The 20711-nt window shown below is 70.5% G+C and carries 20 protein-coding genes; 12 read left to right on the top strand and 8 right to left on the bottom strand.

Translation table 11 applies throughout. From position 1 onward, the window contains the following. Nucleotides 1–233: 233 nt before the first annotated feature. Complete coding sequence (locus NZH93_RS12415) at nucleotides 234–803, bottom strand: TetR/AcrR family transcriptional regulator (protein WP_259623176.1); 570 nt, start codon at nucleotides 801–803, stop codon at nucleotides 234–236. Between the two features lie 196 nt (nucleotides 804–999). On the opposite strand from NZH93_RS12415, the gene NZH93_RS12410 reads away from it, so the two are divergent. Then, on the top strand, nucleotides 1000–2202 hold the full coding sequence (locus NZH93_RS12410; protein WP_259623175.1) for a cytochrome P450: 1203 nt from the start codon (nucleotides 1000–1002) through the stop codon (nucleotides 2200–2202). 32 nt (nucleotides 2203–2234) lie between these two features. After that, nucleotides 2235–2429 carry a ferredoxin gene (locus NZH93_RS12405; RefSeq protein WP_259623174.1) on the top strand — a complete coding sequence of 65 codons (195 nt, stop codon included), beginning with the start codon at nucleotides 2235–2237 and terminating at the stop codon, nucleotides 2427–2429. Nucleotides 2430–2439: 10 nt separating this feature from the next. Here NZH93_RS12405 and NZH93_RS12400 read toward each other — a convergent pair whose 3' ends face one another. Beyond that, nucleotides 2440–3420 (bottom strand): alcohol dehydrogenase catalytic domain-containing protein, encoded by a 981-nt coding sequence (locus tag NZH93_RS12400; protein WP_259623173.1) that lies wholly within the window; start codon nucleotides 3418–3420, stop codon nucleotides 2440–2442. 222 nt (nucleotides 3421–3642) lie between these two features. Between NZH93_RS12400 and lysA the strand changes: the two genes are divergently transcribed. The 3 genes from lysA (at nucleotide 3643) to NZH93_RS12385 (ending at nucleotide 8838) form a co-directional block, all read left to right on the top strand. Continuing rightward, the gene (gene lysA / locus NZH93_RS12395; RefSeq protein ID WP_259623172.1) at nucleotides 3643–4971 is read left to right on the top strand and encodes a diaminopimelate decarboxylase; all 1329 of its coding nucleotides are present in this window, start codon (nucleotides 3643–3645) and stop codon (nucleotides 4969–4971) included. Between the two features lie 184 nt (nucleotides 4972–5155). Further along, complete coding sequence (locus NZH93_RS12390) at nucleotides 5156–7927, top strand: ricin-type beta-trefoil lectin domain protein (RefSeq protein WP_259623171.1); 2772 nt, start codon at nucleotides 5156–5158, stop codon at nucleotides 7925–7927. 29 nt (nucleotides 7928–7956) lie between these two features. Beyond that, nucleotides 7957–8838: a PP2C family protein-serine/threonine phosphatase gene (locus NZH93_RS12385; RefSeq protein ID WP_372506617.1), complete on the top strand. Its 882-nt coding sequence runs from the start codon at nucleotides 7957–7959 to the stop codon at nucleotides 8836–8838. Between the two features lie 54 nt (nucleotides 8839–8892). On the opposite strand, the gene NZH93_RS12380 is transcribed toward NZH93_RS12385, so the two are convergent. Continuing rightward, nucleotides 8893–10125, bottom strand: a complete 1233-nt coding sequence (locus tag NZH93_RS12380; RefSeq protein ID WP_259623170.1) for a GDSL-type esterase/lipase family protein — start codon at nucleotides 10123–10125, stop codon at nucleotides 8893–8895. Nucleotides 10126–10260: 135 nt separating this feature from the next. Between NZH93_RS12380 and NZH93_RS12375 the strand changes: the two genes are divergently transcribed. Beyond that, nucleotides 10261–10578: a DUF3253 domain-containing protein gene (locus NZH93_RS12375; RefSeq protein ID WP_259623169.1), complete on the top strand. Its 318-nt coding sequence runs from the start codon at nucleotides 10261–10263 to the stop codon at nucleotides 10576–10578. Between the two features lie 28 nt (nucleotides 10579–10606). On the opposite strand, the gene NZH93_RS12370 is transcribed toward NZH93_RS12375, so the two are convergent. Genes NZH93_RS12370 through NZH93_RS12360 form a run of 3 tightly spaced genes read right to left on the bottom strand, consistent with a single transcriptional unit; the run spans nucleotide 10607 to nucleotide 13604 of the window. After that, on the bottom strand, nucleotides 10607–11488 hold the full coding sequence (locus NZH93_RS12370) for a galactosyltransferase-related protein (protein WP_259623168.1): 882 nt from the start codon (nucleotides 11486–11488) through the stop codon (nucleotides 10607–10609). After that, nucleotides 11485–12510 carry a glycosyltransferase gene (locus NZH93_RS12365; RefSeq protein ID WP_259623167.1) on the bottom strand — a complete coding sequence of 342 codons (1026 nt, stop codon included), beginning with the start codon at nucleotides 12508–12510 and terminating at the stop codon, nucleotides 11485–11487. Before NZH93_RS12365 ends, NZH93_RS12370 begins: the two co-directional genes overlap by 4 nt. Then, nucleotides 12507–13604 (bottom strand): glycosyltransferase family 4 protein, encoded by a 1098-nt coding sequence (locus NZH93_RS12360; protein ID WP_259623166.1) that lies wholly within the window; start codon nucleotides 13602–13604, stop codon nucleotides 12507–12509. The genes NZH93_RS12365 and NZH93_RS12360 overlap by 4 nt, the downstream gene beginning before the upstream one ends. 419 nt (nucleotides 13605–14023) lie before the next feature. On the opposite strand from NZH93_RS12360, the gene NZH93_RS12355 reads away from it, so the two are divergent. From NZH93_RS12355 to NZH93_RS12345, 3 genes are read left to right on the top strand one after another with little or no spacing between them, the layout of a single operon-like run. After that, a complete protein-coding gene (locus tag NZH93_RS12355) occupies nucleotides 14024–15046 on the top strand; it encodes a glycosyltransferase family protein (protein ID WP_259623165.1) in 1023 nt (340 codons plus the stop codon). Beyond that, on the top strand, nucleotides 15043–16032 hold the full coding sequence (locus NZH93_RS12350; RefSeq protein WP_259623164.1) for a hypothetical protein: 990 nt from the start codon (nucleotides 15043–15045) through the stop codon (nucleotides 16030–16032). The genes NZH93_RS12355 and NZH93_RS12350 overlap by 4 nt, the downstream gene beginning before the upstream one ends. After that, nucleotides 16026–17324 (top strand): glycosyltransferase, encoded by a 1299-nt coding sequence (locus tag NZH93_RS12345; RefSeq protein ID WP_259623163.1) that lies wholly within the window; start codon nucleotides 16026–16028, stop codon nucleotides 17322–17324. Before NZH93_RS12350 ends, NZH93_RS12345 begins: the two co-directional genes overlap by 7 nt. Before the next feature lie 53 nt (nucleotides 17325–17377). On the opposite strand, the gene NZH93_RS12340 is transcribed toward NZH93_RS12345, so the two are convergent. Continuing rightward, nucleotides 17378–18295 (bottom strand): FkbM family methyltransferase, encoded by a 918-nt coding sequence (locus NZH93_RS12340; protein ID WP_259623162.1) that lies wholly within the window; start codon nucleotides 18293–18295, stop codon nucleotides 17378–17380. A gap of 199 nt (nucleotides 18296–18494) precedes the next feature. On the opposite strand from NZH93_RS12340, the gene NZH93_RS12335 reads away from it, so the two are divergent. Next, nucleotides 18495–19190, top strand: a complete 696-nt coding sequence (locus NZH93_RS12335; RefSeq protein WP_259623161.1) for a class I SAM-dependent methyltransferase — start codon at nucleotides 18495–18497, stop codon at nucleotides 19188–19190. Nucleotides 19191–19307: 117 nt separating this feature from the next. Here NZH93_RS12335 and NZH93_RS12330 read toward each other — a convergent pair whose 3' ends face one another. Beyond that, nucleotides 19308–19514, bottom strand: a complete 207-nt coding sequence (locus tag NZH93_RS12330; protein WP_259623160.1) for a hypothetical protein — start codon at nucleotides 19512–19514, stop codon at nucleotides 19308–19310. Between the two features lie 126 nt (nucleotides 19515–19640). Between NZH93_RS12330 and NZH93_RS12325 the strand changes: the two genes are divergently transcribed. Together NZH93_RS12325 and NZH93_RS12320 are read left to right on the top strand one after the other, a co-directional pair. After that, nucleotides 19641–20066 carry an Hsp20/alpha crystallin family protein gene (locus NZH93_RS12325; RefSeq protein ID WP_259623159.1) on the top strand — a complete coding sequence of 142 codons (426 nt, stop codon included), beginning with the start codon at nucleotides 19641–19643 and terminating at the stop codon, nucleotides 20064–20066. A 191-nt stretch (nucleotides 20067–20257) separates the two neighbouring features. Beyond that, nucleotides 20258–20614, top strand: coding sequence for a DUF6292 family protein (locus NZH93_RS12320; protein WP_259623158.1), 357 nt, complete (start codon nucleotides 20258–20260; stop codon nucleotides 20612–20614). Nucleotides 20615–20711 lie beyond the last annotated feature (97 nt).

Raw genomic sequence — 20711 nt, 5'->3', positions numbered from 1 at the left:
AAGACTGTAAGTCTACCTTGCAGTCAGACTGCAAGTCTAGGTGGAGGCATGTCCGGCCCGACATCGGCGAATACCTGCACCCGACACCGGAATTTCGCAGCGCGTCATCCTGTCGCTGCTGCTGGGGCAGTCCAGGGAGTGGCCGCTGGGTCGGCAAGGTCGGGGTGACGCCATCGAGGTGGAGCTTCTGATCGTCGCCCGCCGCCACCATCTCGACGGGTACGCCAGCCTCGTCAGAGCGGGCGGCGCAGCCCGTTCGCCACGAGGGTGATGACACCGTCGGCCTCGGTCCGCCAGTTGGGGCGGTTGTGGGCCGCGGCGATGCCGTGCAGCGCCATCATGATGGCGCCGGCGTCCACGTCGTCGCGGATGGCTCCGTCCTTCACGGCGATGGCCACGAGGTCGGTGACGGCCTGCTCCAGTGCCTGGCTGCCTTCGGTGAGGGCGCCTGAGCGGTGGGTCATGAGCGTGGCGAACGTCCGGGCCAGGCCCTCGTGGGCGTGGATGTGGTCGACCATGCCGCGGAGGAAGGTCGCCAGGGCTTCCGCCGCGGGCAGCGTGGCCTGTAGTTGGCGGGCGCGGTCGCAGAGCGCGGCGACTTCCCCGTGGTAGACCGCCTCGGCCAGTGCCTCCCTGGTGGGGAAGTGGCGGTACAGCGTGCCGGTGCCCACGCCTGCCAGGCGGGCGAAGTCGTCGAAGCGCAGGTCGAAGAAGTCCCCGGCGTCGAACAGTTCCCGTGCCTTGGCGAGCAGGGCTTCACGCTTGCGCTGGGCGTCGGCCCGCAGCGGCTTGTCGGCGGTCATGCGCTTCCTCGGGTTGACAAGTGGAGACGATCTCCATATTTTGGAAGTGGAGATGACCTCCAGATCGTACCCCACGAGGCATCTCGGTACCGCGCTTGGAAGCGGCGGAACCGCACTTCGCCCGTGAGGGGAAAGGCCAAGTCTGAATCGGCCCCGTTGCCGTTCTCGCTGTCCGTGACGTCGTGGAAGGAAAGTCATGACCACCACCGAGAAGCACGAGTTCCCCATGGCCCGCACGTGCCCGTTCGCGCCACCGTCGGCGTACGAGCAGATCCGCGAAGAGGAGCCGGTCTCACGGGTTCGCCTGCCCGACGGATGGGCCTGGGTGGTCAGCCGTCACGAAGACGTGCGAACCGTGTTGAACGACCGGCGGTTCAGCGCCGACCGGCAGCACCCGGACTTCCCGGCGCTGGTCAAGGGGGAGGCGGCGTCCCGGCGGCCGGACGAGGAACGCCTGCTGATCGCGATGGACGCGCCCGAGCACGGGCCGGCGCGCAGGGCCGTGCTCGGCGAGTTCACGGTGCGCCGGTTGGAGGCGCTGCGGCCGCGGATCCAGGAGATCGTCGATGAGCGGATCGACGCGCTGCTGGCAGGCCCGCGGCCCGCTGACCTGGTGAACGCGCTGTCGCTGCCGGTCCCGTCATTGGTGATCTGCGAGATGCTGGGTGTGCCCTACGCCGACCACGAGTTCTTCCAGGACCTCACGGTGAAGACGTTCAGGCAGTCGACGCCGCCCGAGGAGCGGATGGCGGCGATGGGGGCCATCCAGGGGTACATGGCCGACCTCATCGCGGAGAAGGAGCAGAACCCGCCGGACGACCTGCTCGGGCGGCAGATCGTCAAGCTGCGCGCGGAGGGCACCTACCGGCGGTCGGCGCTGGTAGGCATGGGTTTGCTGCTGCTCGTGGCGGGCCACGAGACGACGGCGAACATGATCTCGCTGTCGACCGTGGCGTTCCTACGCAACCCGGAGCAGCTCGCGCTGATCAAGGCCGACCCCGGCAACACGCTCAACGCGGTCGAGGAGATGCTGCGGTACTTCACGATCATCGACGTGGCGTCGGCCCGGCTGTGCGTCGAGGACATCGAGGTCGGCGGCCAGTTGATCCGCGCGGGCGAAGGAGTGCTGACGCTCGGTCATGCGGCCAACCGGGATCCGAGGGCGTTCGAGAACCCCGACGAGCTGGACGTCGAGCGCAGTGCTCGCCACCACGTCGCGTTCGGGTTCGGGCCACACCAGTGCCTCGGCCAGAACCTGGCCCGGATGGAGCTCCAGATCGTGTTCGACACCCTGTTCCGCCGCGTCCCCACCCTGGAACTGGCGGTGGACGTCGACGACCTGCCGTTCAAGGACGACGCGAACATCTACGGCCTCTACCGGCTCCCGGTGACCTGGTAGAGGACCGACCGCCATCCCGGGAGGAGAGGGCCATGAAGATCATCGCGGACACCGGCAAGTGCGTCGGTGCCGGACAGTGCGTGCTGACCGAGCCCGCGCTGTTCGACCAGGACGAGGACGACGGCACGATCATCGTGCTGAACGAGGCGCCGGAGGGCGAACTGGTCGACAAGGCCCGTGAAGCCGTACTCGTGTGCCCCGGCCAGGTCCTCTCCCTGGAGGAGTGAGTCGAGCCGGTCAGGGGATCAGGACGAGTTTGCCCGCGACCTCGCGGTTTTCGAGGCGGCGGTGCGCTTCCGACGCCTCGGCGAGCGGCAGCGTCGTGACCTCGGGTGCGATCTCACCCGCGGCGAGCTGGCCGGTCAGCGCCGCCACGTCCGCGCGGAACCCCGCCACGTCCTTCGCGACCGCGCTCTCCACGGTGTGCAGCACGAGACGGGGGCCGGGTGTGAGCTTGGCGCGTGCGATGGCGGCGGCGGTGCGGACGAGCGCACCGCTCCGCGAGTGCCCGGCCCCGGACGCGAAGCTGAACCCGTAGGAGACGACCACGCCGTCCTCGGCGGTCGCACGCCGGGACGTGGCCAGGGAAGGTCCGCCCACGGCGTCGAAGGTCGCCGCGACGGGTGTCGGCACGGCGGACGCGTCGGCGACCCACGTCGCCCCGTGGGACTCCACGCGGTCGCGGCGCGCGCGGCTGGACGTGCCGTAGACCGCGACACCGGCCGCGCGCGCGATCTGGGAGAGCGCCGACCCCACGCCGCCCGCCGCCCCGAGGACGAGCACCGCCTGGCCCGCGCGGGGCTTCGCGACGTGGTGGAACATCTGCCTGGCCGTGAGGTAGTTGAGCATCAGCGCGTCGAGAACGGCGGCGTCAGGCCCTTCCGGGAGCGGCGCGACGCGGTCGACCGGCGCGACCACGTGCGTCGCGTAACCACCCGTGCCCACGAGAGCGCCGACCCGCTGCCCCTCGGAAAACCCCTCCACTCCCGGTCCGACCTCGACAACACGGCCCACGACGTCGAACCCCAGCACCTCCGGCAGTCGACCGGGGTTGAGGCCCTGCCTGGTCGTGACGTCGTTGAACGCGACCCCTGCTGCCTCGGTGCGGATGAGCACCGTGCCTGGTGCGGGCGTGGGAACCGGGTGGGTCTCGACTCGGAGCACGTCGGGTCCTCCGGCAGTGGTCAGTCGTACGCGTGTCATGGAGATGTCGCTCATGCGTGAGATGCTACCTGAGAAACTCATGGAGTTATTCAAGTAGTATGACCTCTGGGATCGAGAGCACCCGCAACTGCGGCCGTCCGTCCGCGTGACCGCCGCCACGGCGGTGTCAGGAAGGCGTCAGGATCGCGCGTCGCGGTATCAAGGGTTCGTCCACGACCGCGAAGCGGTGCCGCGGTGGCCGTTGAGGTGGTGTCGGACGCACAACCGGAGGACACCGTGACGCTCGCAGACCTACTCCCGACGCTGGCCGTCTCCCTGGCCGACAAGGTGCCCGCGCACCTCTGGCCCGACAGCACCACCCAGGACGACGACGTCCGTGTCGCGGGAGTGCACCTCGCGTCGTTGGCCGCCACCTCCGGTACGCCGATCAACGTCCTGGACGAGGCCACCGTGCGCGCCCGGTGCCGGGCCTACCGCGAGGTGTTGCCGGAGGCCGAGGTCGCCTACGCGGGCAAGGCGCTGAGCTGCCGGGCGGTGCTCCGCTGGGTCGCCGAGGAGGGCTTGTCCCTCGACGTCTGCTCCGCCGGTGAACTCGCCGTCGCCCGCTCGGTCGGCTTCCCCGCCGACCGGATCCTGGTGCACGGCAACGCGAAGACCCCCGACGACCTCAAGGCCGCCGTGGCCTACGGGAACGTGCGGATCGTCGTGGACTCCCTCGACGAGATCGACCAACTCGCCGCACTGGCCCAAACCCGGCAGCGGGTGATGATCCGGGTGACACCGGGCGTCGACGGTCACACCCACCAGGCGATCACGACCGGGACCGACGACCAGAAGTTCGGGTTCTCCCTCGCCTCCGGCGCGGCCGAGGACGCCGTCCGCCGAGTCCTGACCCACCCGAACCTGGAACTGTCCGGCCTGCACTGCCACATCGGCTCCCAGGTCCGCCGCGTCGCGAGCTTCGAACTCGCCGCACGCCGCATGGTCGGCCTGATCGCCCGACTGCGCCGCGACCACGGCATCACCATCGGCGAACTCGACCTGGGCGGCGGCTTCGCCGTGCCCTACCTGCCCGAGGACGACGGATTCGACCTGGTCGGATACGCCCACCGGCTGCGGGTGGCCGTGCACTACGAGTGCCAGGCGCACGGGGTCCCGGTGCCCAAACTGATCATCGAGCCCGGCCGGTCGATCGTCGCCACCGCGGGCGTCACCGTCTACCGGGTCGTCACCGTCAAGCGCGGTGCGACGACGTTCGTCGCGGTCGACGGCGGCATGAGCGACAACCCCCGCCCGTCGCTGTACGGCGCGCGCTACTCGGTCCGGCTGATCGGCCGGCCCTCACCCGCCCGCCGTGTCCTGGTCACCGTGGTCGGCAGGCACTGCGAGGCGGGAGACGTCCTCGCGACGAACGTCCTGCTACCCGCCGACGTGCGGGCGGGCGACCTGCTGGCCGTTCCCTGCACCGGCGCCTACCACCACTCGCTGGCGTCCAACTACAACCAGGTGTGCCGACCGCCCCTGATCGGCGTGCACGACGGCGCCGCGACCGTCCTCGTGCGCGGGGAGACCGAGGAGGACCTGCTCCGACGCGACCTCGGATAGTGATCACCGCGCCAGCAGAGAGAAGTGGCTGGTCTAGTCCAATTGAGTGACGGTCCTGACAACGTGGACAAGGTTGCGCGAATCCGTTGACAGCGCGGGAGAAACCGCTCGAAGGTGAGAGCAGAGTGGATCTCGCGCACCGTCCCACGGCGACCTCTCCGTCAACGTCGAAGGAGAACCACCCATGCTCCAGCCTGGCCCCAGGCGGGGATTTCTCGTCCTCGCCGTGCTGTCGTTGGCCGTCGCGGTGGTGTCCGGCGTGCGCTCGGCGCCCACGGCCGACGCCGTCACCACGACGGTCGCCGTCAACGGCGCGAGCACCGGCCGCACCTTCGACGGTGTCGGCGCGATCAGCGGTGGTGGCGGCAACTCCAGGCTGCTGATCGACTACCCGCCCGAGCAGCGCGCGCAGATCCTCGACTACCTGTTCAAGCCGAACCACGGCGCCGCGGTGCAGTTGCTGAAACTGGAGATCGGTGGCGACGCGAACTCCACCGACGGCGCGGAACCCAGTCACCAGCACGTCCGCGGCGAGATCAACTGCGCTGTCGGCTACGAGTTCTGGCTCGGTAAGGAAGCCGTCGCCCGCAACCCCGGCATCAAACTCGTCGCCCTGCCGTGGGCCGCGCCGGGGTGGATCGGCAACGGGAACTTCTGGACCCAGGACATGATCGACTACGACATCTCCTGGCTCGACTGCGCCAAGGGGCACGGTCTGACCATCAGCTACCTCGGCGGCTGGAACGAACGCGGCCGCGACAAGACCTGGTACAAGAACCTGCGGTCGGCGCTGAACGCCCGCGGGTACGCCTCGGTGCAGATCGTGGGGGACGACACCGGGTGGGACACGGCCGACGACATGCTCTCCGACGGCGCGTTCAACAACGCGGTCGGCGTGGTCGGTTCGCACTACCCGTGCGGTTACCTGTCCGACGCGACCTCGTGCGCGTCCTCGGCGAACGCCGTGGCGACCGGGAAACCGCTGTGGGCCAGCGAGTTCGGATCACAGGACTACAACTCGGGATCGGTTCCCTACATCCGCAGCATCACCCGCGGCTACCTCGACGGGCAGATGACCGGTTTCCTGAACTGGCCGCTGGTCGCCGCGCTCTACCCCAACCTGCCCTACGCCACGGTGGCGCTGGCCGTCGCGGGCTCCCCGTGGTCGGGTTCCTACCAGCTCGGGAAGAACCTGTGGGCCAACGCCCAGGTCGCCCAGTTCACCCAGCCCGGCTGGAAGTTCCTCACCGGCTCGGCGAGCGGCTACCTCGGCGGCAACCGCGCGAACGGCAGCTACATCTCCCTCAAGTCCACCAACGGGACCGACTACTCGACGGTCTACGAGACCACCGGCACCACCGCCGCCCAGACCGTGACCGTCTCCGTCGCGGGAGGGCTGAAGACCGGCACCGTGCACGTCTGGTCGACCGACCTCGGATCGTCCAACACCGCCGACCACTTCGTGAAGCAGGCCGACGTCACACCGAGCGGCGGGACGTACTCGCTGACCCTGCAACCGAACCGCGTCTACACCGTCACCACCACGACCGGCCAGGGCAAGGGCTCCGCGACCAGCCCCGCGACCAGGGCGCTGCCCCTGCCGTACTCCGACACGTTCGACAGCTACGCCACCCGTGACATGGCGAAGTACTTCTCCACCATGCAGGGCGCCTACGAGGCCCGCCCCTGCGCCGCGGGTCGCGGTGGGCAGTGCCTCCAGCAGGTCGCGCCGGTCAAGCCGATCAACTGGCAGGACGACAGCGACGCCTACGGACTCGTCGGCGACCCGACGTGGAGCGACTACACCGTCAGCGTCGACGTCGCCATGCAGCGGGCGGGCACGGTGACGCTGCTCGGGCGGGCGAACACGCAGAACCGGCCGCAGAGCAAGCAAGCCGCTTACCAGTTGCGGATCGGTGACACCGGGGCTTGGTCGATCGCCAGGAACAGCAGCGGCGGCGTCCTCACGACCCTGACCTCCGGCACGCGACCGGCGCTGGGCCTGAACACCTGGCACACCGCCACGCTCGGCTTCTCCGGCAACCGGATCACCGCGACCCTGGACGGCGCGCCGCTCGGCGCGGTCACCGACACCTCCTTCACCGCTGGGCAGGTCGGGTTCGGCGTCGTCGGCTACCAGACGAACCAGTTCGACAACCTCACCGTCACGCCCAACGCGGCCGGTGACTTCGCCGGGATCCTCAAGGGCGAGGAGTCCGGGTTGTGCGTCGACGTGCCCGGCCAGAGCCAGACCAACGGCACCGCTGTCGCGCTGTGGGACTGCAACGGCGGCGCCAACCAGGTGTGGACGGCGACCCCGGCCAAGCAGCTCACCGTCTACGGCACCAAGTGCCTCGACGCGGGCGGCTCCACCGACGGAACCCCGGTCCGCATCGAGGACTGCCTCACGGGCGGCCGTCAGCAGTGGAGCGTCAACGCCGACGGCGCGGTCGTCAACACCGGCTCGGGCAAGTGCCTGGACGTGACCGGGCACGGTACGACCACCGGCTCCGCACTGGTCATCTGGGGGTGCAACGGCGGCGCGAACCAGAAATGGGCCCGCGCCGACGCGTCTAGCATCCTCAGGGGCCAGGAGTCCGGCAAGTGCGCCGACGTCCCGGCGGCCAACCAGACCAACGGCACCAGGCCCGCGCTGTGGGACTGCAACAACGGCGTCAACCAGGCGTGGACGTCGACCACCACCAACCAGCTCAAGGTGTTCGACACCAAGTGCCTGGAAGCCGCGGGTGGCGCCGTCGCGGACGGCACTCCGGTCCAGATCACCGACTGCACCGGATCGGCCGGGCAGCAGTGGAGGGTCCGGTCCGACGGCGCGGTCGTCAACGTCGGCTCGGGCAAGTGCCTGGACGTGACCGGACACGGCACCGCCAACGGCACCGAGTTCGTCATCTGGCCCTGCACCGGCGGCACGAACCAGAAGTGGGCCCGCGCCTAGCAGCCCCACCACTTGGTTAGGCTGTTGGGATGGCTCTCGTGCTCAACTACGCCGCGCGCAGCGACCCCGGTCTGGTGCGCCAGAACAACGAGGACTCGCTCTACGCGGGTGCCAGGCTGGTGGCGGTCGCGGACGGCATGGGTGGTCACGCGGCGGGTGAGGTGGCGAGCAAGGTCGTCATCGGCGCGTTGGCGTCCCTCGACGACCACGCGTTGCGCGGCGACCCGGTGGAGCGGTTGCGGACCGCCGTCGAGTCGGGCAACGCCGCCATCACCGAGCTGACGGCGGCGAATCCCGCGCTGGGGTCCATGGGTACGACGTTGACGGCGCTGCTGTTCGGTGGCGAGTGGGTGGCGTCGCTGAACATCGGCGACTCGCGGACGTACCTGCTGCGCGGCGGGGAACTGACCCAGGTCACCAAGGACGACAGCTTCGTGCAGTTCCTGGTGGACGCGGGCCACATCACGCCGGAGCAGGCCAAGACCCACCCGCGCCGGTCGATCGTGTTGCAGGTGTTGACGGGCGAGTCGACCATCAAGCCGACGATGCACGTCCGGTTGGCCCGCGCGGGCGACCGGTTCCTGCTGTGCTCCGACGGGTTGTCCGATGTGGTCGAGTTCGACGCCATCGCGGCGGCCATGCGTGGGAACGACGTGGAGACGTGCGCCGACACGTTGATCGGACTCGCGCTGGACGGGGGAGGACCGGACAACGTGACGGTCATCGTGGCCGACGTCGTGGACGACGGAACCGCGCCCCCGTCACGCGCGTCGTCGGCGCCCACCGAGTTCCTCAGCCCGGCTGTCGTGGCCCCGTCGCCCAAGACCTCCCGCTTTCCGTTGTGGGCACTGGTTTTGCTGCCGGTCCTGTGCGTGGGGGCGGTCCTCCTGGCCTGGGCGATCTGGTGGTGAAGTCGACCGTCAACGCCGCCGGTTCATCGGGGGTGTGAGCGAGGGAACGCCAGGTCATCCCGCCGTGGTCCACCGCTGCGCGGCCGTGCCGTTGCAGTCGAAGATCTGCAAGCGGGTTCCGTTCGCACTCGCGCCCTCCGGCAGGTCGAGGCACCGACCCGACTGGGGGTTCACGAGTCCTCCGCGCGCGTCGGGGACCCACCGCTGCGCGCCGGTTCCGTTGCAGGACCACCACTGCACCGCCGTGTGGTTGGCCGTGCCACCGCCTTTCACGTCCAGGCAACCACCGAGCGCGCGCAGGGTGCCCTCCGGCGCGGCTTTCACCTTCGTCCACTGCTGGTTGGCCGAGTCGGCGCAGCCGGTCAGTTCGATCGCGGTGCCTTCGACGGCCTTCGGTGCCACCAGGCACTTTCCGGGGAACGCGGAGCGGATGGGGCCGGTCGCGGTGATCGCGAGTGCGTCGAGTTCGCGTTCGATCAGGTGAGCGGCCGCCCGCATGCCGTTGGCGTTGGGGTGGTAGCTGGACTTCCCCGAAGCCACGGCGTACTTCTCGACCCACGGGTCGGCCGCGCAGGCGTCGTGGCCGTGGCTGGCGGACGCCAGGCCGACCAACCGCGCCCCGGTCGCCGTCGCGGCGTCGCTCGTGGCGGCGGCCAGCCGGGCGGCGATGCCGCGCTCGTAGTCCAGGTGCGCGCTGGTGAGCGGAACCCCTGCGCAGGCACCGGAATCGGGGAGGAGGGTGAAGTACTCGACCAGCAGGACGGTGGCCTGCGGTGCCCTTGCCCGAACGCGGTCGACGACGGCGCGCAAACGTCCTGGCAGCTCACCGAAAGCCCGGTCGATCGCGGCGGTGTCCACCGTGCCGCACCCGGAACTCCCGCTGTCCTGGCAGGAGTACGCGCCCAGGCTGCCCAGGTAGTTGACGTCGTTGCCGCCGATCGTGACGGTCACCAGCTTGGTGGCCGCGGTGACCAGGTCCGCCTGCGGCGGCTGACCGGCTTGCGACGTCGTGAGCACGTTGGCCGTCGTGGCGCCACTGCAACTCGCGTCGACCAGCCCGGCGCCGAGGTCATGGGCCAGCACGCTGGCGTAGTTGTTCGTCGACCGCGAGCACCCGCCCGGTGACGAGGGCTGGGGCGAGGGGATTCCGGGACCGGCGGCGAAGGAACTGCCGATCGCGACGTAGGCCAGCTCGCCGCCCGCCGCGGCGCTCGCCGTGTTCGGCAGCAGCACCAGGCTGACCGCGGCCAGGATGGTGGACAGGACCAAGCACAGGTTTCGTCGCATCGTTCCTCCGGAACCGGGGCGGTCAGGGAGGAACTGTTCACCGCGCGAACCGATCGGGTCAACGGGTGACCGCTGTTTCTGTCTTGTCCACGTCGCCGCTGCGACGTGGAGCGCTCACCCGGCTAGGCTCGGGCGATGTCCGACGGGCGGTTGCGCGCCGAGCTGACGTCGATCGGATCGGCGTCGGCGAAGGTGGCGCTGTCCGACGCGTCTGTCGAGGAACGGCTCGAAGCCGCCCTGCTGGCCCTGGCCGAACACCGGTCTCCCGGCACCACGTGCCCGTCCGACGCGGCACGCGCGGTCGGTGGTGCGGAGTGGAGGGACCTGATGGACCGAACCCGTGAGATCGCCAGGGATCTCGCACGCCGCGGTGCCGTCGAGATCACCCAGCGCGGCGAGGTGCTCGACGTGGACGGGCCGTGGCGGGGTCCGATCCGCGTCCGCCTCGCGTGACCACCCCGGAGTCGAACGCCCGGACGCGCTACCGCAGCCTGTGAGCTCGGAGCTTCGCCCCGAAATTCGGCAGCAGTCGGAGCACGTCGCGCGCACGGTCGAACCGGACGACCTCGGCCTGGTCCAGGTCGGTCAGCCAGTCCTCCATCGGCCAGAAGCCGTGGCGTCGGTGGAAGAGCCGGGCGTTGACCACCAACTCCCGGACGTGGCGCTCCTCGTGCCTGCTGGGAGGGTGGTGCTGGTGGTACGCGACGGCTCCGCCGATCCAGGCCAGCCGGGCCCCGCGTTCCGCCGCGCGGAGCGCGAAGTCGGTGTCCTCAGCGCCGTAGCCCGCGAACTGCTCGCAGAAACCGCCGAAGCGGTCCCAGTCGTCGCTGGACGTCGCGAACGACAGCGACCAGAACAGGTCGAACCGCTTGTCGTCCAACAGGATTCGGCCCGCTTCGGGAGCGGGTCTTCCAGGGTGCGGTTCGGCCAGGCACGCCAGTTCCGCGGGTGGGGGATATCCCTGGCGCGGCGGAGGCGGCAGGTACGCCACGGGGCCGCACAGCAGGGTCGCCCGCGGGACTTCGAGGGCAGCGGCGGTGTAGCGGGACAGCGACCGCGGGCCGGGTATGCAGTCGACGTCCAGGAAGACCAGGAGTTCGGCGCCGTGCTCGATCGCGGCTCGTGCGCCGGCGTTGCGAGCCGCCGCCAGGGGAAGCCCCCGGTGCCCCGACGGCACGGAGATCGGCGTCACCTCGGGAGCGGAGTCAACAGGACCCAACCGTGGAGAGCCGGTCATGCCGACGACGACGTGCAGGTCGACCTCGTCGGCGTCGAGGGCTTCGCGCTGTCGTTGAAGATGGGCCTCACGCCCGGCGGCGATGGTGATGACGGCGGTGCGGGGCCGTCGCGCGGGCCCCGTCATCGGCGCTGAGCCAGATCGCGCAGCACCGCTGCGGTACGCGCGGCGCCGTCACCGCGCGACCACGGTGACCAGTCGCCGCCGCGCGCCTGGGCGGTGGTCAGCACGGCCGACCACCGGTGCGGTTCGGGCCAGGTCGGGACCACCACACCCAGGCCCGCGCGGACCAGTGCCGCGGCGGTGGCGTGCTGCTCGTCGAAGGGCCGGGGCTGGGGGATGACGACCGCGGGCCTGCGGGCCGCCGCCACCTCGGCCAGCGCGTTCTGCCCGGCGTGGGTGATCACGACACCGGCTTCGCCCAGCAGCGGCCACGGGTCGTCCACCCAGCCGTGGTGGCGCAGGTTGGGCGGGGGAGGGTCGGAGGCCGTCCCGGAGACGGGCGGACCGGCGATGTCCCAGCGCCAGTGCGGGGTGGCCGCCGCCGCAGCGTGGAGCTGGGTTTCGGACACCGTCAGGCCGCCCGCCCCCCACAGCACCAGGACGTTCCGCTGGGCGGTGGCCGGTGCGGCGGGACGGCCGTCGAAGCGCGAGAACGCCCCGACGTGCTCGGTCTTGGCCAGCCACGCCTCCGGCCAGTCCGGGGCGGGCTGTCGCGGCCACGGCGCGATGAGCGCGTCGGCCAGGTCGTAGGCCGTGCGGTGCGCCCGGTCGGTCCGCCGTCCGGGCTGCGCGACGACCACCACCGGCACGCCGTGCAGCCGGGCCAGCAGGGCGATCTCGACCGACACGTCCGCGACCAGCAGGCGGACCGCACCGCCGCGCAGGTCCGCGCTCACCAGTGCCATCCGTTCACGCAGTCCCGCGTGGTGCCTGGGTGCCCAGTGCAGCGTGGCGCCCGCGCTGACGTCGTCGTGCGCCGCGTCGACGCCGTGGGCGTCACCGGGCAGCGTCGTCCACCGACCCGGCCAGCGGGCGGGTGCGTCGAGGCTGGAGATGCCGATGACGTCCTCACCCAAGTGGTGGGCGATGGACGTGGCCCGGTGGACGTGCCCGGACCCGTGGTGGTGCACGTAGTAGGCGATCACGACCGCGACTCCCGGTACATCCGCACGTAGGCGTCCACCATGCGGTCCACCGAGCACGTGGTCTCGGCGCGGTGTCGTGCCGCGGCGCGGCTCAACGTGGCCGCTCGGGTGATGGCCCTGGCGAGTCCGGCCACGTCGTCGGGAGCCGCCAGGACGCCGCTGTGCTCGTCGAGCACCTCGGGCAGGGCACCTCTGGCGAAACCGGCGACCGGGGTCCCGCAGGCGAGCGCTTCGGCCACCACCAGCCCGTACGGTTCCTCCCAGCGCGGCGACACCACGGCGACGGCGGCGGATCCGACCAGTCGCACCAGGTCGTGGTGGGTCAGGTGCCCCTCGTACTCGACATCACCACCCAGCAGCGGCTCGATCTCGTGCCGGAAGTACTCGGCGTCCGGTCTGGGACCGGCCAGCCGCAGTCCCGTTCCGGCCGCGCGAGCGGCCTTGATGGCCAGTTCCGCGCCCTTCTCGGGTACCAGGCGCCCGAACCAGACCGGTGTTCCTCCACCGCGGCCCGGCAGCCACCGGTCGAGTTCGACCCCGTTGCGCACCACGGTGATCGAGGGCACCAGGGGCGACCACTGCCGGGCGGTGTGGGCGCTGACGGCGGCGAAGGAGGCGTGCTCGGGGGAGCACAACCTGATCGCGGACTCCAACCACGGGGTGGGCGGTGTGTGCAGAGTGGTCAGCACCGGCGTGCGAAGCGTCGACGCCATGGCGACCGGCAGGTAGTGCAGCGAGTTGTTGTGCACCACGTCGCACACCGCGGAGGTGCTGAGGTCCATCATCAACCCCAGGTAGGCGTGGTGCTCGGCGATGAAGTAGTCGGGCGGCATGCTGACGTCGCGCCGGGCTTGCGCCGACAGGGTCGGGAGGACCGGCATGGCCTCCACCCGCAGCGACGGGTCCGAACCGGTGCCCCCGAAGACCGTCACCTCATGCCCTCGCGCCCTCAACCCGGTGGCCAGTTGCCACGTGTGCGCCTCCAACCCGCCTGCGAAGGGCTCGCGGATGGGGTAGCGCGCCGACGCGATCAGGCCGATGGACAGCGGAGGGCAGGCGAGGTCAGCCCCCGGCAGCCCGCGCGAACCCGTCACGGGTCCCGCGCGACCGTCCTCGTGCGGTACTGGGTGAAACCCACCTGACGTGACGGCGGGTGCTGTTGGTGCCACCGCGTGTGCTCCTTCTACCGGACGCGCTCGTCGATCCGGCCGGAAGCCGATGTGGACGAACGACGGGATGTCGGCGTAGAACGCGAGAATCCTTGGCGTGCGGGCACGAAGCAGGCCCCCGAACGTCCAAGGTGGAGCCTGCGAGATCTTCGCGCGCCTCGATCCGTTGCGACGACTTCGAGACCGGACTTTCCGCCCCGTGTGCCGGAGATACCCGCGCAGGGACGGGGGAAACACGGCGCACCTCGGGCGTTTTCACTCGAAGAGGTGTCGCGTCGACGCGTTTGGCCAAGGGGGACAAGGGCTAACCGCAGCCTGTGCAACGGCCGCTGAGAGTCGCCTCCGTGCCGGCAGGGCACCCCTACATCCGCAACATCTCGGACGTGGGCGCCGCACCGGGTTTCCACGTCCTGCCCGACCCGCCGGTGCCGGGAGCGCCCGCCGGGCGCTGGTGGCCGCACCGGTCACTGGAACTCGGGTGGCTGCGCACCCACCACGCGCGGTTCGACCTGCTGCACCTGCACTTCGGTTACGAGCACCTCTCCACACGGGACCTGCGTTCGGTGGTGGAGACCCTGCACGCGTACGACAAACCCCTGGTCCTCACCGTGCACGACCTGCGCAACCCCCACCAGGTCGATCCCCGGCCGCACCGCGAGGCGCTCGACCTGCTCATCCCCTCAGCCGACGCCGTCATCACCCTGACCCCTGGGGCGGCCGAGCACATCGCCTCCACCTGGGGGCGCGTCGCGACGGTCATCCCGCACCCGAACGTGGTCGACCCGGAGCGCGCGCGGCGGGCGTCCACGCGTGGCGAACGCGACTCGTTCGTGGTCGGGGTGCACGCGAAGAGCGTGCGCGCCAACTGCGACGCCGTCGCCGTGGCCGACCAGCTCGCGCGCACGACGTCCACGCTGCCCGACGCGCGACTGGTCGTTCACGCCCACGACGACGAGGGCGGACGCCGCGCCGCGGCAGAGCTGGGCCGGCGCGGCATCGCGGTCACGGTGGGGCCGCCGTTCTCCGACCCCGAGCTGTACGACTACCTGGAGGGGCTCGACGTCTCCGTCCTCCCACACCGGTTCGGCACCCACTCGGGCTGGCTGGAAGCCTGCTACGACCTGGGGACGGCGGTGCTGGCCCCGGACTGCGGGTTCTACCACCAGCAGGCTCCCTGCCTGCTCTACCACCGCACGGAGACCGCGCTGGACCTCGACAGCCTGGACGCCGCACTGCGCCGCGCGTTTTCCCAGCGGCCGCGGTGGCGCGCCGACCCCGACCGGCGAAGGGCCGACCGGTCCGCCATCACCAGCGCCCACAACGCCCTCTACCACGCGGTGACCTCCACCGCTCGCGTCCCCCGATGAGGGTCCACACCCACGCTCCGGGGCCCGTTGGTCACGGAGTCGTCCGCCACGCGCGCGCAATCGCCCGCCTCTGCGCGCCGCACGGGGTGCTCGACACCGACCAGGCCCCGGACCTCACGCACGCCCACTTCACCGACGCCCTGTTCGGGTCCACGATCGAGGAAGCCGCTCAGGCGTACCGCAGGTGGGCGGAAGGAGCCCGTCGCCCGCTGGTCCTCACCGTGCACGACGTCCCCGATCCGCGCGGCCACAGCCGTCGTGACCGAGCGCGCTGCGCCGGTTACGCGGCCGTCGTGGACGCCAGCGACGCCGTCGTCGTCTCCGCGGAGCACGAAGCGCACAAGATCGCCGAACTCACCGGCAAGACCCCGTACCTCATCGACCTGCCACTGCCACTGCCGCCGGAGCCGGCACCGGCCGCGAGCCCCGCTGGCGCGTCCTCGTCCTTGGTCCTGCTCGGCTACCTCTACCCCGGCAAGGGGCACGAAGACGCGATCGACCTGGCCGCGGACGTGGGCCGCGACCGCGCGGGCGGCGCCCCCGCGGTGATCGCCGCGGGGACCACCAGCACCGGGCACCACGACCTGGAGGACCGCCTGCGACGGCACGCCCAGCGCAGACGGGTGCCACTGGTGATCACCGGCTACCTGACCGACGCGCGGTTCGCCTCGATGGCCGCAACGGCAGGGGTCCCCCTGGTGCTCAACCGCGACGTCAGCGCCAGCGGTTCGCTGCTGTCCTGGCTGTCCTGCCTGCGACGGCCGATCACCTGGGCCGGTCCGTACAGCACGGAGATCGACCACCGCCATCCGGGCAACCTGCTGCTGGGGAACGACAAACGCGAACTGGTCGAGCACATCTCCCGCGCACTGGAGGATCCGGGGACGACGCGGTTGCCGCGTCGCCCGCGGTGGCAGGACACGGGTGCCGAGCACGTCGCCGTCTACCGCTCCGAGCTGGCGAGGTCGGAGGAGCCACCGTGCTGACCGACATCCTGGTACCGCACAACGAATGGGACTCGTTGGCGGGGTACCCGCGGCAGGAACCCGCGGTGACCGTCGTCGTGACCCACTTCGAACAGCACCACCTGCTCGGCCGCATGGCGTCGGCCCTGCGACGTCAGACCTTGCGACCGACCCAGGTGGTGCTGGCCGACGACGGGTCGGCCGTCACCCCGACCTTCGTCGTGCAGGATGTCGAAACCCTCGTGGTGAGCCAGCCCGATGAGGGGTTCCGGGCCGCGGCCGTCCGAAATCTGGCGGCACGGCACAGCACCGGTGACGTCCTGGTCTTCCTGGACGCCGACACCGTGCCCGTAGCCGACTACGTGGAACGCGTTGTGCACCACATCGGTCTTTGCCCCGACGTGCTGGCGGTGGGCCGCCGCAGGCACACGTCGTTCTCCCGACTCGCCGAGGACGAACAGCCCCAGGACGTGGACGCACTCGACGAGCCACCGTGGCTGCGAGATGCCTACGCGGCAACGGAAAACCTCCTGCACGCGGACGGCCGCAGCTTCCGCTTCGTGATCGGAGCGGTGATGGCCTGCCGGAGAGCGCTGTTCTTCGACCTCGGCGGGTTCGACGAGCGGTTCGTGGGCTACGGCGGAGAGGATTGGGACTTCGCCTACCGCGCGTGGAACGCGGGTGCCGTGCTCGTGCACGAGCCCACGGCTGTCGCGTGGCACGACGGACCGGACTGGAGCGGGCGCGGGGACGACACCGACGTCCTGGACCGGCAAAGCGCGAGGCTGGCAGCCGTGATACCCGAACCCGCGACCCGCGGTGCCCCTCTGCCAGGGGTGGTGTTCGACGTGCTGGCCACCGTGCGCGCCGAGGGGCCTTTCCACCGCGTGGTGCGCACGGTGCACTCACTGCTGCGCCAAGACCACCGGGACCTCGGTATCCGGCTCCCCGTCGACGACAAGAGGCTGCTGGAGACCTACGCGGGGGTGGTGCGAGCGGAACCGTGGACGGTGGACCAGGCGCGTCGAGCACGGGTCCACCTCACCGTGCACGGGCCGCTGCCCGTCTCCGCCGTCCGCCGCGCGGTGGGGTTGATCACCGAGACCGACGTCGGTCGGGTCGACCTGGTCCACGAGGGGGAGTTGTCGGCCGTCGCGTGGTCCACCCGCGCGCTCGGCCGCGCGCGTCGGTGGGCTCACCGGTTCGAGCGGGACGAGGTCCTGCGACGGGCTTTCGGCACCCACCGGATCGACCTCGACGCGAGCGACGACCGCAGCCGGACCCTGGAGGGGTTCTTCTCCACGTGGCGGTGACGGTCATTCGCCGGGCACCGGAGGAAATCGTTGTGGCGGTTAGACGATCGTCCTCACCCGGCGGTCGTCGTCCCGATGTGATCGACGTCGTTCGCCCTGGCGGTCACGATGTAGTGCTCCAGGTCCGGTGACATCATGGCGGGCACCCGCCGGGTGCACGAGAACCCGTGCCGGGTGAGCAGGCGCTCGACCTCCTCCAGACGGCCGTCGACGTCGTGCACCTCGACCACGACCGCGGCGATCCGCGGCCAGTCTTGATCGTCGATGCCGCGCAGCACCTCCAGTTCCGCGCCCTCGACGTCCACCTTGACCAGATCGATCCGCGTCGGGTGCTGCGGCAGCACCTGCGACAGGCGAACGACGTCGACCTCCACCGAGCTGGTGCTCAGCATCTCGTCGGCCGTGGCCTGGTCGGGTTGGGCACCGCGCATGGCCGCCACCCACGAAGCCGGTTTCTCCCGCGGGCGCCCGGTCGAGTTCGCCGACAGGTGCGTGTACGCCGTGAGGACCGTTCGACCGGACGACTCCCCGAGCGCGACCTCCAGCACGCGCAACTGCTCGGCAGCGGCAGCGGCAGCGACATCGGCGAGGTTGAGGCGCAGCAGCGCACACGTGGAGGGAACGGGTTCCACCGCGACGAGGCGCGCTTCCGGGCAGGCGCGAGCGATTCGCAGCGCGAACAGGCCGATGTTGGCGCCCGCGTCCACGACGACGGCGTTCGGTGGCAGAGGCGGGAGGTCCTTGAGGTAGTCGTCGTGGGTGAAGATCTCGTGGTAGAGGTAGTGCGCCTCACCCGCGGCCCACCGACCGTCCCGCGTCAGGACCACGAGGTCATCCGCCACCTGCACGCGCACGAGCCCGGCCGACGACTCCGTGTCCTGCCGCATCGACTTCCCGTTCCCGTCCGCCCTGTTCCAGGCGCTCGTCCACTCCGACGACCGTACTTCCTTCCCCTCCACCGCGCCGGTCAAGACTTCTTTCCCGCGGGTGAAAGAAGTTGCCTGCTTTGCCGAGACCGAACAGGTCGGGTTTCACCTCCCGGTCAACCGCCCGCACGTGCCACGGGTTGCGTGTCGTGGAGGGTGGCGCCGCCGGACTGGCTTGTCGGCATCGAGCGGATGCGTGGAATTGACTGGCTGCGCCAGGTCGTGGCGTGGCAACCTCGGGCACATGAGCTGGGACGAGGCGTTCTCGATCGCCTACGAGGAATGGTGGCCTCACGTGACCGGGGACATCGCGTTCTACACCGGTCTCGCGGGTGAGGTCGTCGGGCCGGTGGTCGAGTTGGCGGTGGGGAACGGGCGCGTCGCGATCCCGGTCGCGCGTGCGGCCGGGCAGCGGGTGATCGGCCTCGATTCGTCCCCGGCCATGCTCAAGCAGGCCCGTTCTCGCGCCGACAGCGCGGGCGTGGAACTCGATCTGCGCGAGGCGGACATGCGCGACCTGCGTCTCGACGAAGCGGCGGGGTTGATCTACTGCCCGGCTCGCTCGCTCCTCCACCTGGCCACGTGGGCCGATCGTCGCCGCACGTTCGAACGCGTGGCCGCCTCGTTGCGGCCGGGTGGGCGGTTCGCCTGGAACGCGTTCGCGTTCGACCACCACGTCGCCGCACGCCTCGATGGCGTGCACCAGGACGAACCGCAACCGCACACGATCCGGTACTCGGTGGGCGACAACAGGACCGACATCATCCGCGACGACGGCGCCACGATCTCGCTGTGGTGGGCGACGAAGAACGAATGGTTCGGACTGCTCGACGTCGCAGGCCTCGAACTGGAGGCGTTGTACGGCGGGTTCGCAGGCGAACCGTTCACCGAGAGCAGCACGGAGTACGTGTTCGTCGCCCGCCGTCCCCTCAGTCGGTGAGGGTCGCGGACACAGCACCAGGTTCGCGGTGGCCACCCTCGCTGGACCGGGCTCACCATCGCACTTCGCTTCCGCGCCGTCTCGTCCGGACCGGACGAGACGGCGCGGGACGTTCCACTACTTCGCGGAGGCGCTGCGCAGGGCGAGCGGGTCGCGCGGGGCGTCGGCCTTCGCGGCGATCATGCGCGCGCCGAGTTCTTGCAGGCGTTTGCGTCCCAGGGCCTTGCGGACCTCCGGAAACCACTCCTGCTCCTCTTCCTCGACGTAGTGGCGGACCCGAGGACATCCGGTCCAACCGAGGTCGACAGATGGTCGGACATCCATGTCGCGGTGGACCCCAGCCGAACGGCTCTGTCATCCGATCGATGACTCAGGTGTTGTCGTCCTTGTGATGACATGATAGAACTGTCGTGCGCGTTGACGGAGTAGAGAACAACGAGGAGGTGCCGGATGTTGATGCGCACAGATCCGTTCCGGTTGGCGCAGCAGGTGTCCACCGGGTCGGGCACGTGGACGCGGCCGACGGCGATGCCGATGGACGCGTACCGCGCGGGGGATGAGTTCGTGGTGGCGTTCGACCTGCCGGGAGTGGCGGCGGACGCGATCGAGTTGGACGTCGAGCGCAACGTCCTGACGGTGAAGGCCGAACGGCGTCCCGCGGTGTCGGCGGACACCGTGGAGACGCAGGTGTCCGAACGGCCGCTGGGCGTGTTCTCCCGCCAGTTGTTCCTCGGCGACACCCTGGACACCGAGAACATCCAGGCCGGTTACGAGGCAGGTGTCCTAACCCTGCGCATCCCGATCTCGGAGAAGGCCAAGCCGCGCAAGATCTCCATCACCGCGGGCGACCGGAACGTCAAGCAGATCAACGCCTGACCGTCGCGTCCGCACGAGCACCGGGGAGAGGTTCCCGCCGGTGCGCGAGTTCGACGCGCTCATCGAGGTCAACCGGGTGCTGCCGGGGTGGCACGACGTGCTCCGGCAGCACCCTTCCGAAGTCGAAGGGAGAGGTCGAAGGTGGACCCGGTGTTCGGCACCCGCTCGGATGTGGCGCGAGGTGGCGCGTGATGGACGTGGACTTCGACGACACCGCGAGGTTGGGTCTGCGCCGATACGTCCGGCTCGTGACCGAGGCGCTCGGGATGACCGGCGAGTCCTCCTACATCGAGGCGGGCACGCCCGCACAGGCCTACCTCGCCGTGGACGGCTGGGTGGAGGACTTCCCGGATCGCGACGTGGCACTGCTGTGGAGCGACGAGGACGGCTGGTCGGCCGCCGTGGAGACCCGGAATGGCGAAGACCTGTTCGTGGTCGCCCGCATGGGCGGGGAGCCGACGCCGCCACCGCACGCCGTGGCGCAGTGGGCCACGGCGTTCTTGAATGACGAACGAGAGCACCGCGACGAGCAGTTCGCCGTCGCGTGAGGTCCTCCCTCTGTAGGTGGTCCGGTTGGAACCCGGCGTCCTGATGGGCGTTGACGGAGCCGATGGGGGGGGGCCACGACGGGTGACGTCGTGGCCG

Source organism: Umezawaea endophytica, from assembly GCF_025061645.1.
GTDB lineage: Bacteria > Actinomycetota > Actinomycetes > Mycobacteriales > Pseudonocardiaceae > Umezawaea > Umezawaea endophytica.
This window is presented reverse-complemented; position numbering and strand designations above follow the sequence as displayed.

What these genes read in the sequence shown, in the direction of transcription:
- NZH93_RS12415 (WP_259623176.1), bottom strand. Translation starts at nt 803, where the DNA reads ATGACCGCCGACAAGCCGCTGCGGGCCGACGCCCAGCGCAAGCGTGAA.
- NZH93_RS12380 (WP_259623170.1), bottom strand. Translation starts at nt 10,125, where the DNA reads ATGCGACGAAACCTGTGCTTGGTCCTGTCCACCATCCTGGCCGCGGTC.
- NZH93_RS12370 (WP_259623168.1), bottom strand. Translation starts at nt 11,488, where the DNA reads ATGACGGGGCCCGCGCGACGGCCCCGCACCGCCGTCATCACCATCGCC.
- NZH93_RS12410 (WP_259623175.1), top strand. Translation starts at nt 1,000, where the DNA reads ATGACCACCACCGAGAAGCACGAGTTCCCCATGGCCCGCACGTGCCCG.
- NZH93_RS12320 (WP_259623158.1), top strand. Translation starts at nt 20,258, where the DNA reads ATGGACGTGGACTTCGACGACACCGCGAGGTTGGGTCTGCGCCGATAC.
- NZH93_RS12350 (WP_259623164.1), top strand. Translation starts at nt 15,043, where the DNA reads ATGAGGGTCCACACCCACGCTCCGGGGCCCGTTGGTCACGGAGTCGTC.
- NZH93_RS12400 (WP_259623173.1), bottom strand. Translation starts at nt 3,420, where the DNA reads ATGAGCGACATCTCCATGACACGCGTACGACTGACCACTGCCGGAGGA.
- NZH93_RS12335 (WP_259623161.1), top strand. Translation starts at nt 18,495, where the DNA reads ATGAGCTGGGACGAGGCGTTCTCGATCGCCTACGAGGAATGGTGGCCT.
- NZH93_RS12390 (WP_259623171.1), top strand. Translation starts at nt 5,156, where the DNA reads ATGCTCCAGCCTGGCCCCAGGCGGGGATTTCTCGTCCTCGCCGTGCTG.
- NZH93_RS12385 (WP_372506617.1), top strand. Translation starts at nt 7,957, where the DNA reads ATGGCTCTCGTGCTCAACTACGCCGCGCGCAGCGACCCCGGTCTGGTG.
- NZH93_RS12405 (WP_259623174.1), top strand. Translation starts at nt 2,235, where the DNA reads ATGAAGATCATCGCGGACACCGGCAAGTGCGTCGGTGCCGGACAGTGC.
- NZH93_RS12330 (WP_259623160.1), bottom strand. Translation starts at nt 19,514, where the DNA reads ATGGATGTCCGACCATCTGTCGACCTCGGTTGGACCGGATGTCCTCGG.
- NZH93_RS12325 (WP_259623159.1), top strand. Translation starts at nt 19,641, where the DNA reads ATGTTGATGCGCACAGATCCGTTCCGGTTGGCGCAGCAGGTGTCCACC.
- NZH93_RS12375 (WP_259623169.1), top strand. Translation starts at nt 10,261, where the DNA reads ATGTCCGACGGGCGGTTGCGCGCCGAGCTGACGTCGATCGGATCGGCG.